The 15,129-nt window shown below is 71.9% G+C and carries 14 protein-coding genes; 4 read left to right on the top strand and 10 right to left on the bottom strand.

Annotation, left to right across the window (positions count from 1 at the left end):
* Positions 1-179 precede the first annotated feature (179 nt).
* The 3 genes from ACWGJ2_RS18370 to mce form a co-directional block, all read right to left on the bottom strand.
* Positions 180-1,127 (bottom strand): cellulose-binding protein, encoded by a 948-nt coding sequence (locus ACWGJ2_RS18370; RefSeq protein ID WP_453347152.1) that lies wholly within the window; start codon positions 1,125-1,127, stop codon positions 180-182.
* 126 nt (positions 1,128-1,253) lie between these two features.
* Positions 1,254-4,673, bottom strand: a complete 3,420-nt coding sequence (scy, locus tag ACWGJ2_RS18375) for a polarized growth protein Scy (RefSeq protein WP_453347153.1) — start codon at positions 4,671-4,673, stop codon at positions 1,254-1,256.
* A gap of 172 nt (positions 4,674-4,845) precedes the next feature.
* On the bottom strand, positions 4,846-5,289 hold the full coding sequence (mce, locus tag ACWGJ2_RS18380; RefSeq protein ID WP_453347154.1) for a methylmalonyl-CoA epimerase: 444 nt from the start codon (positions 5,287-5,289) through the stop codon (positions 4,846-4,848).
* Positions 5,290-5,422: 133 nt separating this feature from the next.
* Here mce and ACWGJ2_RS18385 point away from each other — a divergent pair, with 133 nt between their 5' ends.
* Both ACWGJ2_RS18385 and meaB read left to right on the top strand, forming a co-directional pair.
* Positions 5,423-6,628 (top strand): acetyl-CoA C-acetyltransferase, encoded by a 1,206-nt coding sequence (locus ACWGJ2_RS18385; RefSeq protein WP_453347155.1) that lies wholly within the window; start codon positions 5,423-5,425, stop codon positions 6,626-6,628.
* A gap of 152 nt (positions 6,629-6,780) precedes the next feature.
* Positions 6,781-7,788, top strand: a complete 1,008-nt coding sequence (meaB, locus tag ACWGJ2_RS18390; RefSeq protein ID WP_453347156.1) for a methylmalonyl Co-A mutase-associated GTPase MeaB — start codon at positions 6,781-6,783, stop codon at positions 7,786-7,788.
* 4 nt (positions 7,789-7,792) lie between these two features.
* On the opposite strand, the gene ACWGJ2_RS18395 is transcribed toward meaB, so the two are convergent.
* From ACWGJ2_RS18395 to ACWGJ2_RS18405, 3 genes are all read right to left on the bottom strand, one after another.
* Positions 7,793-8,215 carry a DUF427 domain-containing protein gene (locus tag ACWGJ2_RS18395; protein ID WP_453347157.1) on the bottom strand — a complete coding sequence of 141 codons (423 nt, stop codon included), beginning with the start codon at positions 8,213-8,215 and terminating at the stop codon, positions 7,793-7,795.
* Between the two features lie 73 nt (positions 8,216-8,288).
* Entirely contained in the window at positions 8,289-9,203 is a 915-nt protein-coding gene (locus ACWGJ2_RS18400; protein WP_453347158.1) for a fumarylacetoacetate hydrolase family protein, read from the bottom strand.
* Between the two features lie 165 nt (positions 9,204-9,368).
* Positions 9,369-10,154: a PepSY domain-containing protein gene (locus ACWGJ2_RS18405; RefSeq protein WP_453347159.1), complete on the bottom strand. Its 786-nt coding sequence runs from the start codon at positions 10,152-10,154 to the stop codon at positions 9,369-9,371.
* Between the two features lie 123 nt (positions 10,155-10,277).
* Between ACWGJ2_RS18405 and ACWGJ2_RS18410 the strand changes: the two genes are divergently transcribed.
* Both ACWGJ2_RS18410 and ACWGJ2_RS18415 read left to right on the top strand, forming a co-directional pair.
* On the top strand, positions 10,278-10,943 hold the full coding sequence (locus ACWGJ2_RS18410) for a response regulator transcription factor (RefSeq protein WP_453347160.1): 666 nt from the start codon (positions 10,278-10,280) through the stop codon (positions 10,941-10,943).
* A complete protein-coding gene (locus ACWGJ2_RS18415; protein WP_453347161.1) occupies positions 10,936-12,519 on the top strand; it encodes a sensor histidine kinase in 1,584 nt (527 codons plus the stop codon). Before ACWGJ2_RS18410 ends, ACWGJ2_RS18415 begins: the two co-directional genes overlap by 8 nt.
* Here ACWGJ2_RS18415 and ACWGJ2_RS18420 read toward each other — a convergent pair.
* From ACWGJ2_RS18420 to ACWGJ2_RS18435, 4 genes are read right to left on the bottom strand one after another with little or no spacing between them, the layout of a single operon-like run.
* Positions 12,516-12,992, bottom strand: a complete 477-nt coding sequence (locus ACWGJ2_RS18420) for a MarR family winged helix-turn-helix transcriptional regulator (protein WP_453347162.1) — start codon at positions 12,990-12,992, stop codon at positions 12,516-12,518. The two genes, ACWGJ2_RS18415 and ACWGJ2_RS18420, sit on opposite strands and share 4 nt — an antisense overlap.
* Positions 12,993-13,038: 46 nt before the next feature.
* Complete coding sequence (locus tag ACWGJ2_RS18425; protein ID WP_453347163.1) at positions 13,039-13,830, bottom strand: AIM24 family protein; 792 nt, start codon at positions 13,828-13,830, stop codon at positions 13,039-13,041.
* Positions 13,827-14,477, bottom strand: coding sequence for an AIM24 family protein (locus tag ACWGJ2_RS18430; RefSeq protein ID WP_453347164.1), 651 nt, complete (start codon positions 14,475-14,477; stop codon positions 13,827-13,829). Before ACWGJ2_RS18430 ends, ACWGJ2_RS18425 begins: the two co-directional genes overlap by 4 nt.
* Positions 14,477-15,115 carry an AIM24 family protein gene (locus tag ACWGJ2_RS18435; RefSeq protein WP_453347165.1) on the bottom strand — a complete coding sequence of 213 codons (639 nt, stop codon included), beginning with the start codon at positions 15,113-15,115 and terminating at the stop codon, positions 14,477-14,479. Before ACWGJ2_RS18435 ends, ACWGJ2_RS18430 begins: the two co-directional genes overlap by 1 nt.
* Positions 15,116-15,129: the final 14 nt, after the last annotated feature.

Consider the following 15,129-nt stretch of genomic DNA (forward strand, 5'->3'; position numbering starts at 1 on the left):
GGCATGGGGTTGCCGGTCCCCGCGCGCGGCGGGGGGGAGAGCGGCCGGGCCCTCCACGTGATCGGGCCGTTCCAGGGCCGGAGCCGGGACCAGGGGCGGCCCGCTGGCCCGTGGACGTCGCTCCCGGAAACGCGTCCCGAAGCGCCGGTAGCGCCGGAAGCGGCGCTGACGACAGTGGCTCAGCGGGACTGCTGGGCCGGAACACCTCGGCTGACCGGCTCCTCCGAACCCTCGTCACCCTGCTGCACACCGGCGGCGGCAGCCGCACCCGTGAGGGTGGCCAGCATCTCGCGGACGTTGGTGAGCTGCGCGTTGATGCTGTCGCGGCGGTTCGTGAGCGCCGCCAGCTCGCGCTCGGACTCGCTGCGGACGCGGTCGGCCTTCGCGTTGGCGTCGGCGACGATGTCCTCGGCCTGGCGCTGCGCGGTCTCGACCGTCTGACGGGCGCGGCGCTCCGCGTCCGTACGCAGCTTCTCGGCCTCCAGCCGGAGCTGCTCCGCACGGTGCTCGATCTCCGCGAGACGCTTCTCGGCCTTGGCCTGACGGGAGGCCAGATCGCGCTCGGACTGCTCCCGGCGCTTGGCGAGGTTCGTCTCGAAGTCCGCAGCGGCCTGGGCGGCCTTGGCGCGGGTGTCCTCGAAGAGGGAATCGGCCTCCTCGCGCTTGGACTGCGCGTCCTTCTCCGCGTCGGCACGCAGAGTGGTGGCCTCGCCCTTCGCCTTCTCGACGATGCGGGCGCCCTCGTCCTCGGCCTTCGCCTTGCGCTCGGAGGCGAACGCCTCCGCGTCGTTACGGACCTGCTGGGCCGCGCCTTCGGCGAGTTCGCGGTGCTGCTCGGCGGCCCGGCGGGCCTCCTCGCGCAGGTCCTTGGCCTCCTCCTCGGCGAGGCGGAGGATCTTCTCGACACGAGCGCCGAGCCCGGCGTAGGACGGCTCGGCGTCGTTGACCTGTGCCTGGGCGTTCTGCGTTTCGAGGTGCAGCTCCTCGATGCGCTTTTCCAGAGAGGTGATTCGGGCCAGTGCGCTGTCACGGTCGGCGACGAGCTTCGTGATGCGGTCGTCCACCTGCCCGCGGTCGTAGCCACGCCGCACGAGCTCGAAGCCGAAGGGGGAGGAAGTGTCGCTCATGGGGTTCCTGTCGAGTCAGACGGGTTATCAGACGGGGGAAGTGATAGGGGGAATCCTAGAGGCCAAGGCGGCGTGTCATCGAGCCAATGCCGGTTTGATCTGGAGAATGCTCGCTCGTTCGAGTGGCTAAGAGCCTGATTCCTTGCCACTCGAACGGGTTGTACCTGCGCCAACACCCGCCTTGACGGCACCGTTTGACCCACCGTCGGCTCCGCCCTTCTTGCCGCCCCCGGAACCCTGGCCGCCACCGGCACCTGGCGTCTCGAAGGACTCCAGTGCTTCCAGCACGTCCTGGACACGGGAGATTTCGGCGTTGATGTCCTCCTGGCGCCTTACCAGCACGTCGAGTTCACGCTGTCCGTCGTCCACCGTACGCTTCGCCTCCGCCTCGGCCTCGGCGCGGATGGCCTCGGCCTCGCGGAGCATGGCGGCCTTCTTCTGCTCGGCCTCCTTGAGCAGCCCCTCCGCCTTCTTGACGGCGGCGATACGGACCTTGCCCGCCTCGGCGTTGGCGTCGTTCACCAGCTCCTCGGCCTTGTCCTGGGCCTCCTTGAGCTGCTCCTCTGCCGCCTTGACGAGCTTGTCGCAGCGCTCGCCCGCCGTCTGCATCGCCTCGGCCGACTCGCGCCGCGCCCGCTCGTGCAGCTCCTCGACCTCGGTCTCGATACGGGTGCGCAGCTCCTCGGCGCGCTCCCTTATCGCCGCCGCGTCGCTGCGGGCCTCCTCCAGCATGGTGTTGGAGTCCGACCTGGCGCTCTCGACCAGCTCCCTGCCCTCCTCGCGGGCCTCCGTCATCAGCCGCTCGGACTCCGAACGGGCCGCGCCCACCATGCTGTCCGCCTGCTCCTCGGCCGCGGTCTGGGTGCGCAGGGCCTCCTCCTGGGCCTTGGCCATGAGCTGGTCGGCCTGCTCGGCGGCCTCGCCGCGCTTCTTCGCGGCCTCCTGACGTGCCTCGTCGCGCAGCCTGTCGGACTCCTCGCGGGCCTCGTTGCGCCAGCGCTCGGTCTCCTCCAGCGCCTCCTCGCGCAGCCGCTCGGCCTCGGCACGCGCCCGCTCGGCTTCCTCCATCGCCTCCGAGACGGTGTGCTCGGCGAGGGACTTGGCCGCGTCCGACTCCTCCTTGGCCTCCTGGCGCATCGTCGCGGCGGCGTGCTCGGCCGCCGCGCGCATCCCCGCGATGTCCTCCTCGGCCTGGGCGTGCAGCCCGGCGACGGAGTCCCGTACCTGCTGGGCCGTCTCCTCGGCCGCCGCCACCAGCTCGGCGGCGCGCCGCTCGGCCTCCTCGACCAGGCGCTCCGACTCGGCCTGCGCCTCCTCGACCCGCTTGCGGGCCGCCGCCAGCAGCTCCTCGCTCTGCTCGCGGGCCTGGGTGCGCTCCTGGTGCGCCTCCTCGCGGGCCTCGGCGAGGAGTTCGCCCGCCTCGCGGTGCCTTCGTGCGGCCTCCTCCTGCGCCGCCGACAACGCCTCGGCCGCCTCCGCGTTCGTGCGCTCGGCCGCCGCGTTCGCCTCGGCCCGTACCCGGTCCGCTGTCTCCTGGGCCTCGGCGCGCAGCCGCTCCGCCTCCGAGGCGGCCTCGCTGCGCAACTGGACGGCAACGGACTCGCCCTCGGCGCGGGACTGGGAGGCGTCCGCGATGGCCTCCGTGCGCAGCCGCTCGGCCTCCTCCTCGGCCTGCTGCTGGAGCGTGCGGGCACGCTCCGCCGCCTCGGCGCGCACCCGCTCCGTCTCGGTGCGGGCCTCCTCGCGCAGCCGCTCGGCCTCGGCGCGTGCCTCCGTCAGCCGCTGCTCGGCGTCGGCGAGCTTGCTCTCCGCCTCGCTGTGCAGCCGCTCCAGCTCCTCGGCCGCCTCGGCCTTGCGGGCTCGCGCCGCCTCCTCTGCCTCCTCGCGGACCCGGCGCCCGGCCTCGTCGGCCTCGCTCCTGGTCTGCCCGGCCTGCTCCTCGGCGGAGGTCCGCAGCTCGTCGGCCTCGGTCCTGGCGCGCTCCAGTGCCTCCTCGGCCTGCTTGCGCAGCGTCGTCGCGCGCTCGATGGCCTCGGTGCGGACGCGCTCGCTCTCGGTGGCCGCGTCCTTACGGGTCTCCTCGGCGTCCGCTTTGGCCTTGGACAGCAGCTCCTCGGCGCGGCCCGCGGCCTCCTCGATCTGCTGGACGGCCTCGCGGCGCGCCTCGCCGCGGATCCGCTCGCCCTCCTCGACGGCCTCGGCCCGCAACTGCTCGGCCTCGCCGCGCAGCCGCCGCGCCTCCTCCTGGAGCTCGACGGTCTTGGCGCGGTACTCCTTGGTGTCGTCCTTGGCCGTGCCCTTGAGCTGCTCGGCGACGTCGTGCGCCTCGGCCCGGAGCCGGTCGGCCTCCACCTCGGCCTCGTGGCGGAGCCGCTCCGCCTCCTCGTTCGCGGCCTTGGTGGTGGCCTGGGCCTCCTCGGACGCCTTGTTCAGCACGTCCTCGGCCGTACGGGCGGCCTCCGCGAGCTGGTTCGCGGACTCCTCCGCCGTGGTGGAGCGCGCCTCCTCCTTGGCCTCCGCGATCAGCCGCTCGGCCTCCGCCTTGGCGTCCTCGCGCAACTGCTCCGCCTCGGCCTTGATGGCCTCGGACTCCTTGGTGGCCTCGCTCACCATGCGCGCGACCTCGCCCTTGGCGGTACGGGTGCGCTGCTCGTTCTCGGACTCGCAGTCGGTGAGCCGCTTGGCCGCCGACTCCTCGGCCTCCGTCAGCTTCCGCTCGGCCTCCGCACGGGCCTCGCGCAGTGCCGTCTCGGCCTCCCGCATCCGCTCCTCGGCCCTGCGGACCAGCTCGGCGGACTCGCGGCGGGCCGACTCCGACTCGCTCGCGGTGGAGGTGCGCAGCTCCTCGGCGTGGTCGCTGGCCTCCTGGGCCTGGGTAGAGGCGGCGTTCAGCAGCCGCTCGGCGTCGGCGCGGGCCCTGCGCAGGATCGCCTCGGCCTCGGCGCGGGCGTTCTCGGCCTCCCCCGACAGCCGCGCGCGGGCCTCCTCGGTGAGCCGGTGCGCCTCGGCGCGCGCGTGGGCCAGCGACTGCTCGGCCTCGGCCCGCGTCTCCTCCATGAGGCGGCGGGCCTGCTGCTCGGTGCGGGCGCGGAGCTGCTCGGCCCAGGCCACGTTCTCGTTGACGTGCGACTCGACGGAGGAGCGGCGCTCGGACAGCTCCTGGTCGAGCTGCTGACGCCTGCGTACGGCCTCGGCGTGCAGTTCGGACTCCAGGCGCGACTGCTGCTCGGCCTGCTCCTGGAGGAGCCGCTGGGTCTGGGAGCGTGCCTCGCGCAGCTCGCGCTCGGCGTCGGCACGCATCTGATCGGCCTGCATCTGCGCGTTGCGCAGCAACTGTTCGGCCTGGTGGGACAGGTTGTCGTACCCGGCCGGGCGCGTGGCGAGGGCGCGGCGCGCCTCGTGCAGCTTGGCGCGCAGCACTTCGACCTGATAGCCGAGGTCGTCGGCGTGGTCGACAGCCTTCTCCCGCTCCTTCTTCAGCCGCTCCATCTCGGCCTCGAACTGCGAGAGGTGGTCGTCAGCCTCGTAGCGGTCGTAGCCCCGCACTGCGCGGTCCCATCCGTCCCCTGGTCGTGGTGAAGGTGAACTGGCCCATTCTGCAAATGGTGTCAGATCATCGGCGGAACGTGGACCGAGCCCCCTGCCCGGAGCCCTCGTCTGCAAAAAGAGAGAGCTCGCCCCGACCGGGAGCCCACTCTACCGGGCCGTGAAGCGGACGTCAGTGGTCCGTTGTGGCCGAAGGGGCGGCAGAGGTGACCAGCTCGGTCAGAACGCCGTGGCAGTCCTTGGGGTGGAGGAAGGTGATACGGGAGTCCATGGAGCCCCTGCGGGGCTCGTCGTACAGCACGCGCACGCCCTTCTCGCGGATCGCGTCCGCGTCCGCGTCGACGTCCTCGGTGCCGAACGCGATGTGGTGGACGCCCTCGCCGTGGCGCTCCAGCCACTTCGCCACCGTGGAGTCCTCGCGCACGGGCTCCAGGAGCTGGAGGTAGGAGGCGCCGCCGTCGTCGGTGCCGTTGATGCGGAGCATGGCCTCGCGTACGCCCTGCTCCTCGTTGACCTCGGTGTGGAAGACCTCGAAGCCGTAGGTCCGTGCGTAGAAGTCGACGGTCCGCTCCAGGTCGAAGCAGGCGATACCGATGTGATCGATGCGCGTCAGCATGGGGACAGTGCAACGCCTGCGCGGCCGGTTACGCAACGTGCGCACGGTCACACCGACGGACCGGTGACCGGGGACCGTACCGCTCAGTACATTGGCGATAACCCTCGTTAACTTCCCGCTGGAAGGGACCCTCATGACTGGTACGTCCAGCAGCACCACCTCCGTGATCGTCGCAGGAGCCCGCACGCCCATGGGACGGCTGCTCGGGTCGCTGAAGTCCTTCTCAGGGGCGGATCTGGGAGGCTTCGCGATCAAGGCGGCACTGGACCGGGCCGGGATCGGCGGCGACCAGGTCGAGTACGTGATCATGGGCCAGGTGCTCCAGGCCGGGGCAGGGCAGATCCCGGCACGCCAGGCCGCCGTCAAGGCGGGCATCCCCATGAACGTCCCGGCACTCACGGTGAACAAGGTCTGTCTCTCAGGGCTCGACGCCATCGCGCTCGCCGACCAGCTCGTGCGCGCCGGCGAGTTCGACGTGATCGTCGCGGGCGGCCAGGAGTCCATGACCAACGCGCCGCACCTGCTCCCCAAGTCCCGCGAGGGCTACAAGTACGGCGCCGTCGAGATGCTCGACGCCATGGCGCACGACGGCCTCACGGACGCCTTCGAGAACGTCGCCATGGGCGAGTCCACGGAGAAGCACAACACCCGCCTGGGCATCGGGCGGCCCGAGCAGGACGAGATCGCGGCGCTCTCCCACCAGCGGGCCGCGGCGGCGCGGGAGAAGGGCCTGTTCGAGGCCGAGATCACGCCCGTCGAGATCCCGCAGCGCAAGGGCGAGCCGGTCGTCTTCAGCAAGGACGAGGGCATCCGCGGCGACACCACGGCGGAGTCCCTGGGCAGGCTGCGGCCCGCCTTCGCCAAGGACGGGACGATCACGGCGGGTTCCGCCTCGCAGATCTCCGACGGTGCCGCCGCCGTCGTCGTCATGAGCAGGGCCAAGGCCGAGGAGCTGGGCCTGGAGTGGATCGCCGAGATCGGCGCGCACGGCAACGTGGCGGGCCCCGACAACTCCCTCCAGTCGCAGCCCTCCAACGCCATACAGCACGCGCTGAAGAAGGACGGGCTGTCCGTCGGCGACCTGGACCTGATCGAGATCAACGAGGCGTTCGCCGCCGTCGCCGTGCAGTCGATGAAGGACCTCGGGGTAAGCACCGAAAAGGTGAACGTCAACGGCGGCGCCATCGCCCTGGGTCACCCGATCGGGATGTCCGGCGCACGTATCGTGCTGCACCTCGCGCTGGAGCTGCGGCGGCGCGGCGGCGGCACGGGGGCCGCGGCGCTGTGCGGCGGCGGCGGTCAGGGCGACGCGCTGATCGTCCGGGTGCCGGGCAAGTAGGCGCGGGCGGCGCGGGTACGGGCCCTTCGGGACGGCTGCCGTGCGGGGCGGCCGTCGCGGGGCGCGGAACCGCGTCACCAGGACCGTTGACCAGCACCGGTGACGGCAACCGGTGAAGAGAACCGGTAACGAGAACGAGGAGAGCGGCGCGCATGGCGGTGGACGTCCCCGATCTGGTGGCGCAGGCACGGGAGGGCAGGCCCAGGGCCGTGGCCCGGCTGATCTCCCTGGTGGAGGGGGCGTCCCCGCAACTGCGCGAGGTGATGGCGCAGCTCGCGCCGCGCTGCGGCAACGCGTACGTCGTCGGGCTCACCGGATCGCCCGGTGTCGGCAAGTCGACGTCGACGTCGGCGCTGGTCGGCGCGTACCGGCGTGCCGGGAAACGCGTCGGCATCCTCGCCTTCGACCCCTCCTCGCCGTTCTCGGGGGGCGCGCTGCTCGGTGACCGGGTGCGCATGGGCGAGCACGCCTCGGACCCCGGCGTCTACATCCGCTCCATGGCCACCCGCGGCCACCTGGGCGGGCTCGCCTGGGCCGCCCCGCAGGCGGTACGGGTCCTGGACGCGGCGGGCTGCGACGTGATCCTCGTCGAGACCGTCGGCGTCGGGCAGAGCGAGGTGGACATCGCCTCGCAGGCCGACACCAGCGTGGTGCTGCTCGCGCCCGGCATGGGCGACGGGATCCAGGCCGCGAAGGCGGGCATCCTGGAGATCGGCGATGTCTATGTCGTCAACAAGGCCGACCGCGACGGCGCCGACGCGACGGCGCGCGAGCTGAACCACATGCTCGGGCTCGGCGAGGCGCGAGAGGCGGGGGACTGGCGGCCCCCGATCGTGAAGACGGTGGCCGCGCGGGGCGAGGGCATCGACGAGGTCGTCGAGGCACTGGAGAAGCACCGCGCCTGGATGGAGGAGCGCGGCGTGCTCGCGCGGCGGCGCGCGGCGCGGGCCGCGCGCGAGGTCGAGACCATCGCCGTCACGGCGCTGCGCGAGCGGATGGGCGAGCTGCGGGGCGGGCAGCGGCTCGACGCGCTCGCCGAGCGCGTCGTGGGCGGCGAGCTGGACCCCTACGCGGCGGCGGACGAGCTGCTGGCCGGGCTGGCGGAGGTCGCCGACGCCGTGGACAGCACGCCGTCCGGGCCGTCGGGCTCGGCAGGGTGACGGGTCACTCCGTGGCCGTGGTCTCGACGGTGATGCCGGGGCTCTCCGCGTAGAAGCACAGGTGGTCCTTGATCGCGGCCACGGCCGGCTTCGGGTCCGGGTACGCCCACACCACGTCGGCGGCCTCCGTGCCCGTGCCGGTGACCGACCAGTACGAGGCGTCGCCCTTGAAGGGGCAGTGGGTGCGGCTGGCCGTCGGGGTGAGCAGATCCGTGCGGACGTCCTCCGGGGGGAGGTAGTAGCGCACGGGGTAGCCCGTCTCGTGCAGCAGCTTGGGGCGAGTGGTGTCGGCCAGGACGGTGCCGTCCTGGAGGACGCGCACGCGCTCCGTCCCCTCGCTCACCTCCACCACGTGCGTGCCCTTGCGGCCGTCGCCGTGCCCCTGCACCTGGTCCTGTGCCTGCCCATGGTCCTGTCCGTCCGTCATGGTCGCGCTCCTCGGGTGTCCTGTGGTGGTGTGTCTCCGGTCACAACACGTTCCCCGGCGCGGTTCTTCCCCGTCAGACGGCGCGGTACGAGGCGCGCGAGAGCGGCGCTGTCAGGGCCGCCGTCAGCAGGGACCGCGCTGTCGAGGTGGGGTGGACCGGGTTCGAGAGGGTGCCGACGTGCGCGACGCGGATCTCGACGGTGTCCTCCTCGCGGAGGGTGAAGCCGAGACCGGGCACCACTCCCGTGCCCGTGAAGAGCACGGCGCCGTCCGGGAAATCCTGGCAGCGGAAAAGGTGGTCCACGAGGTCCCGCGGGGTGCGGTGGAGCGCGGCGGTGGACGTCGTCGCCTCGTACGCCACCCGCCCGGAGCGCCGCACCGTGAGCGCGATCTCCAGCGCGGCGGGATCGGGGACCTCCCACGCGGGCACGATGCCGGACGAGACCGCCGTACTGCCCGCGTAGATCTTGGCCTGCGGGAGGTAGAGGGGGTTCTCGCCCTCGACGGAGCGGGAGCTGACGTCGTTGGCGACCACATAACCCACGGTCTGCGCCCGGCTGTTGAGCACGAGCCCCAGCTCGGGCTCGGGCACGTTCAGCTCGGAGTCCTCCCGTACGGCGATGGGCTCGCCGTCGGTCAGCACGCGCCAGGCGGGGGATTTGAAGAAGAGTTCGGGGCGCTCGGCGTCGTAGACCCGCTCGTAGACGGACTGTTCGGTGCTCTCCGCGACGCGGCCCTCGCGGGAGCGCTCGTAGGTGACGCCCGCCGCCCACACCTCCGTCAGCCCGTCGAGCGGGGGCAGCAGCAGGACGTCGGACCTCGCGTCGCCCGTGGTACTGGCGAGCGCCCCGCGGAGCTCGTCCGCCGACAGCCGCAGGAGGTCGGCGACGCGGGGCGTGTCCTCGAGGGCGCGTACGGCGCCGGACGCGTCCTCGACGCCCGTACGGACGGTGCCCTCGGCGTCGGCGAAGCGCACGATGCGTGTCATGGGTGCCTCTCCCGTCGTGGTGCGGTGGTCCGGAACGTCACGCTGGTCACGGTGGTCTTCCCGCGCGCCGCGGCCGGGAACCGGAAACGGCCAGGACCCGCGCTCGGCGGGCCCTGGCCGTGTTCCGTGTCCGGCGACCGGTGCCGGGTGTGCGGCGGCGGGGTGTCAGTCGTCGTCGCTGTCGTCCTTGTCGTTCTTGTCGTCGTGGTCGTCCCTGTCGTCCGCCTTGTCGTCACGGTCGTCGGAGTCGTTGTCGCCGTCGTCGTCGGCGAGCTGCGACACCTTGCCGGAGGTCACGTCGACGGCGAGGTTGTGCTCCTTGCCGTCCTTGCCGACGGTCTCGACCTCCCAGACCGTGCCGTAGCGCTCGCTGTCGTCGTCCAGGTCGACGGAGGTCACGGTGCCGCCCGCGTGGGACGCGCCCTTCTCGGCAGCGGCGGCGGCGTCGGTCTTCGCGCCCTTCAGGTCCTCGCGGACGTAGCTCTGGCCGCGGTCGTCGTCGCCGTCGTCGTCCTTGTCCACGTGCGTGTCGAGCACCTTGCCGTTGCCCGCGTCCAGGGTGACGTCGTGCCACTTGTTGTCCTTGCCGAGGACGTCGACCTCCCAGACCAGGCCGTTGCCGTCGTTGTCGAGGTCGGCGCCGGTGACCGTGCCGGGCACCGACTTCAGCGCGTTCGCCACGGCCTCGGCAGCCGTGATCTTGGCGGCCTTGGCCTCGCGGCCCGAGTCGTCGCCGTCGTCGTCCCGGGAGTCGTTGTCGTCCTTGGCGTCCGCCTTGTCGTCGCGGTCGTCCGCGTCGTCGTCGGAGAGCTGGACGCTGGAACGGTTCTGCTGCTGCGACTGCGGCAGCGTGTTCGGGGCGCTGTCACCGGCGAAGGCGACGGTGGAGGCGGCTCCGCCGCCCACGAGGGCCGCGGCGGCGACGGTGGCGATGACGATCTTGCGCTTCATGGTTTCTGCTCCCCCAAGGGGTCGGTTGCCTTGCGATGTGTTCACCACCGTGGCGGTCCGATGCTGAACAGAAGCTGAAGCCACCTGAAGAACGCTTCAGGAAGGCTTTGGCAAGCTGGCCCCATGCGCTTGCTGATCGTGGAGGACGAACGGCGACTTGCCCAGTCGCTCGCCAAGGGCCTGACGGCCGAGGGCTTCGCCGTGGACGTCGTCCACGACGGCACCGAAGGACTGCACAGGGCGAGCGAGGGGGACTACGACCTGATCGTCCTCGACATCATGCTCCCCGGCATGAACGGCTACCGCGTCTGCGCCGCGCTGCGCGCGGCGGGCGACGAGACCCCCGTGCTGATGCTCACCGCCAAGGACGGCGAGTACGACGAGGCCGAGGGCCTGGACACCGGCGCCGACGACTACCTGACCAAGCCCTTCTCGTACGTCGTCCTCCTCGCCCGCGTCCGCGCCCTGCTGCGCCGCCGCACCCGGGGTGCCAAGACCTCGCTGCGGGTCGGCGAGCTGACCGTGGAGCCGGGCAGTCAGCGGGTGACGGTCGGCGAGCGCGAGGTGGAGCTGACGGCGAAGGAGTTCGCCGTGCTGGAGTACCTGGCGGTGCGCGCCGGGGAGGTCGTCTCCAAGTCCGAGATCCTCGATCACGTGTGGGACTTCGCCTACGACGGCGACGTCAACATCGTCGAGGTGTACGTCAGCGCCCTGCGCCGCAAGGTCGGGCAGGGCTGGATCGCGACCGTCAGAGGCGCGGGATACCGGTTGGTGGACGCGGGTGCGTAAGGGATCGGTACGGGCACGCGCCGCGGCAGGCGCCACCGCCGTTGTCGCCGTGGCGCTCGTCGCCGCGGGGCTCGTGGTGATCGCGGTGCTGCGCAGCGGCCTCGCGGACAACGCGCGGCTGAAGGCGGAGACCTCGGCGCGCGAGACGGCGGCGCAGGTCACGGACGTGGACGCGCGGGACGTCGGCGACATCGACGCGCTCGGCGAGGACGAACCCGCGCAGGTCGTGGACGGCGCGGGCAAGGTGCTGGGCGCGAACGACGCGCTGCGCGGACGCGGCCCCGTCGCGGACTTCAACCGCCCGGACAAGCCCGACAAGCCCGACACGCCCGACACTCCCGACTCCGACGACACGGAGGAGCCCTCGTCGGGGGACGACGACGATGACGACGAGCAGGGCGCGGACGAGCAGGGCGCCGACGACGAGAGCGACGAGCCCGTCGAGGTCGACCGGGACAGCGAGTCCGGCACCGTCACCTTCCCCGTCGACGACGACGGCGAGGTGACCTACGACCGCGCGGACGCCGTCGCCGACCAGGACTTCAGCGTCGTCGCCGTGCAGAGCGCCACCCGCGACGGCACGCCCGTCACCGTCTACACGGGCGCCTCCCTCCAGGCGCAGGAGGAGGCCGTCTCGGACGTCACCCGCGCCATGCTGATCGGGCTGCCGGTGATGCTCGTCGTCGTCGCCGGGGTCACCTGGCTGGTGACGCGGCGCGCGCTGCGGCCCGTGGAGGGCATCCGCGGCGAGATGGCCGCGATCACCGCGAGCACCGACCTGTCGCGGCGCGTGCCCGAGCCCGACACGGGGGACGAGGTGGCCAGGCTCGCGCGCACCACCAACGAGACGCTGGCCGCGCTGGAGTCCTCCGTCGAACGCCAGCGCCGCTTCGTCGCGGACGCCTCGCACGAGCTGCGCAGCCCCATCGCCTCCCTCCGCACCCAGTTGGAGGTGGGCGCCGCGCACCCCGAGCTGCTCGACGTGGACGGCGCCGTCGAGGACACCGTCCGCCTCCAGGGGCTCGCGGCCGACCTGCTGCTGCTGGCCCGCCTCGACGCGGGGGAGCGGCCCTCCGACGCGCGGGTCTCGCCCGCCGCGCTCGTCCGCGAGGAGGTCGCCCAGCGGGCGGGGGACCGGCATCCCGTGCGGGTCGGTGAGCTGGCGGACGGCGAGGTGACGGGGTCGCGCGGGCAACTGGCCCGGGTCCTGGGCAACCTCCTGGACAACGCGCAGCGGCACGCGGCGTCCGAGGTGACGGTGTCCGTCCGGCGGGTGGACGGTTCCGGTTCCGGTTCCGGCTCCCCCGAGGGCGGCGGGCCGTGGCTGGAGGTGGAGGTCGCCGACGACGGGGACGGGGTGCCCGAGGGGGAGCGGGAGCGGATCTTCGAGCGGTTCGTGCGGCTCGATGACGCGCGCAGCAGGGACGAGGGCGGCGCGGGCCTGGGGCTCGCCATCGCCCGCGACGTCGCCACCCGCCACGGCGGCTCCCTGACCTTGGCGCCGACGTCCCCCTCGCCCCGTGGAGCCCGCTTCCGCCTCCGCCTCCCGGAGGCGAAGGCGGCCCCCCAGGGCTAGAAGCGGCCCCTGCGGACCCTCAGCTTCTCCGCGATGGGCCGCAGCGAGTCGTGGAGGTGGGCGAGGTCCTCGGGGGACATCTGGTCGATGAAGTGGCGACGGACGGAGGCGACATGGTGCGGCGCCACACTCCGCATCGTCTCCCACCCCTGTTCCGTCAGCACCGCGAACAACCCCCGCTTGTCCGACTCGCAGCTCTCCCTCCGCACCAGCCCCGCGTTCTCCATCCGCGTGATCTGGTGAGAGAGACGGCTCTTCGACTGGAGCGTGGACGCGGCGAGGTCGCTCATCCGCATCCGGTGCTCCTCGGACTCCGAGAGGTTGACGAGGATCTCGTAGTCGTTCATGGTCAGGCCGAACGGCTGGAGATCGCGCTCCAGCTGGTACATGAGCAGGCGGCTGACGTCCAGGTGCGCCCGCCATGCGCGCTGCTCGTCATCGGTGAGCCAGCGTGTGCCGTTGTCGGTGTCCATGGGATGAGAGATTACCTAGCCTCGTACAAGCGTGCTCACACGGTCTTCACAGACCGAACCGGCGCTGGAGGCCGCCGAGCTGTCCGGGCAGTTGCGGCGTTTGCTGACCGCTGTGGCCGCCTCCCTGACCCTGGCCGTGGCCCCCGCCACCCGGCACCCCGGCCTGCTGCGGAACCGCCCCGGTGTCCTGTTCCGCCATCAGCACCTCGGTGGACTGGATCAGCACGCTCCCGGCGCCCACGAACTCGAACTGGTGCTCCTCGCCGGACGCGCCGCCGATCCCCGTGAGGGCGCGGACGCCGCCCATGACGCCCTTCATATAGCCGTGGTCGTAGTGGTGGCACGGCGAGGGGCAGTCGGCCCAGCCGACGAGGGCCTGCGGGTCGACGCGCACGGGCGGCTCCACGAAGTGGACCTCGCCGTTCGACGCGGCGACGAACTTCCCCGTGCCGATCAGGGTCAGAAAGCCCGGGATGATCGACTGCTTCAGGGAGAGCGAGGGCTCGAAGGCCAGCAGGTTGCCCGAGCGGATGGTGAGGTTGCCGTCCGCCAGGTCGTAGGAGTTGACGTCGAAGGCGCGGTCGGCCAGCAGCATCTTGCCCCGGCCCTCGGCGACGACCCAGTCGGAGGCGTGCAGCGGCGAGTGGAAGCTGGTGGCGACGAGCCGGTCCAGGGCGCCGTGGCCGACGCCGTTGAAGTCGATCTGCCCGTAGTAGGCGATCATCTTGCCCTTCTGGAGGAACCACTGGCCGTTGAGTTCCACACAGAAGGTGTAGGAGTTGACGTTGTCGTTGGACGGGAGGGTGTGCGCGTCCAGCGGCTGCGGGGCGGTGGTCACAACTTCTCCTCACTTGCCTGTACGAAAACGGCGCCGTTGCCTGACAGCTCCAGTTGGAAGCCCTCGCCCGAGCCCCGGCCGACCATGTCCCGCCAGCCCAGCGCGGTGGAGAGCTTGTTGCGCACGTCCCCGTGGTGGGCCACGTACGCCTGCGGGTCCACGTGGACGGGCCGGTCCGGGGTGATGGGGAGCTGGATGATGCCGCCGTGCGCCATCACCGCGACCGCGCCCTTGCCCTTGAGGGTGGTGGTGAACAGGCCCTGGCCCGAGATCTGGCCCCTGACCATGCCCATGACGCCGCCGTCGGAGCCGAGGAACAGCGTCCCCTGCTCCAGCGTCCCGTCGAAGGCGAGCAGCCGGTCGGCCTCGACGCACAGGGTGTCCCCGTCCAGCTCGACGACCTCGACGTGGTGGCCGCCGTGCCCGAACAGGACCGTGCCGTCCCCGTCGACCGTCATCAGCGGCGTCGCCTCGTTCGCCACCCGGCGCCCGATCATGGACATCACGCCGCCCTGGCCGCCCTGCATGTTCGGTGTGAAGCGGACGTCGCCCGTGTACGCGATCATCGCCCCGCGCTGGCTGAACATGCGCTGTCCCGGCAGCACCCGGGCCTCGACCATCTTCGAGCTGATCTCCCTGAACGGCATCAGACGTCACCTCCCAGGGTGTTTCGCTCGCTCGGCTGCACATAGACGAGCCCGTCGCCCTCGAAGCGGATCTGGAAAGACTCGCCCGAGCCCTCGCCCATGAGGGTGCGGAAATTGACCCCGGTCTGGAAGTGCTGCTGGAGGTTGCCCTGGTGCGCGATGTACGCGCCCGGGTCGACCTGGAGCGGCATGCCGGGGGACACGCGCAGCAGCACGGCCGGGCCGTCGGACATCAGGGCCGCCTGGCCCGTGCCCTCGACGGTCGTCGTGAACAGGCCGTTGCCCTGGGAGGCGCCGCGCAGCCCGGCGAAGGACGTGCCGGTGCGCAGGCCGCCGTCGGTGCAGAGCAGATTGCTCGCCTCGACGTGCAGTTTCTCGCCGTTGAGGTGTACGAGGTTGATGTCGCTGGCGCGGTCGGCGAAGTAGCAGGTGCCCTGCCCCTTCACCTCCATGACCGTCATCTGTTCGCCGGTCAGTCTGCGGGTGACCATGCCGCGCATGCCCTCACCGCCGCCGGACATCTTCTTGAAGGCCATCTGGCCGTCGTAGGCGACCATCGACCCGTTCTTCGCCTTGACGGTGTCGCCGGTCAGCGAGACGGCGAGCACCTTCGCGCCTTGAAGTCGGAACTGAGCCACATGGGGGAACCTAC

The organism is Streptomyces sp. NPDC054796 (assembly GCF_053611545.1).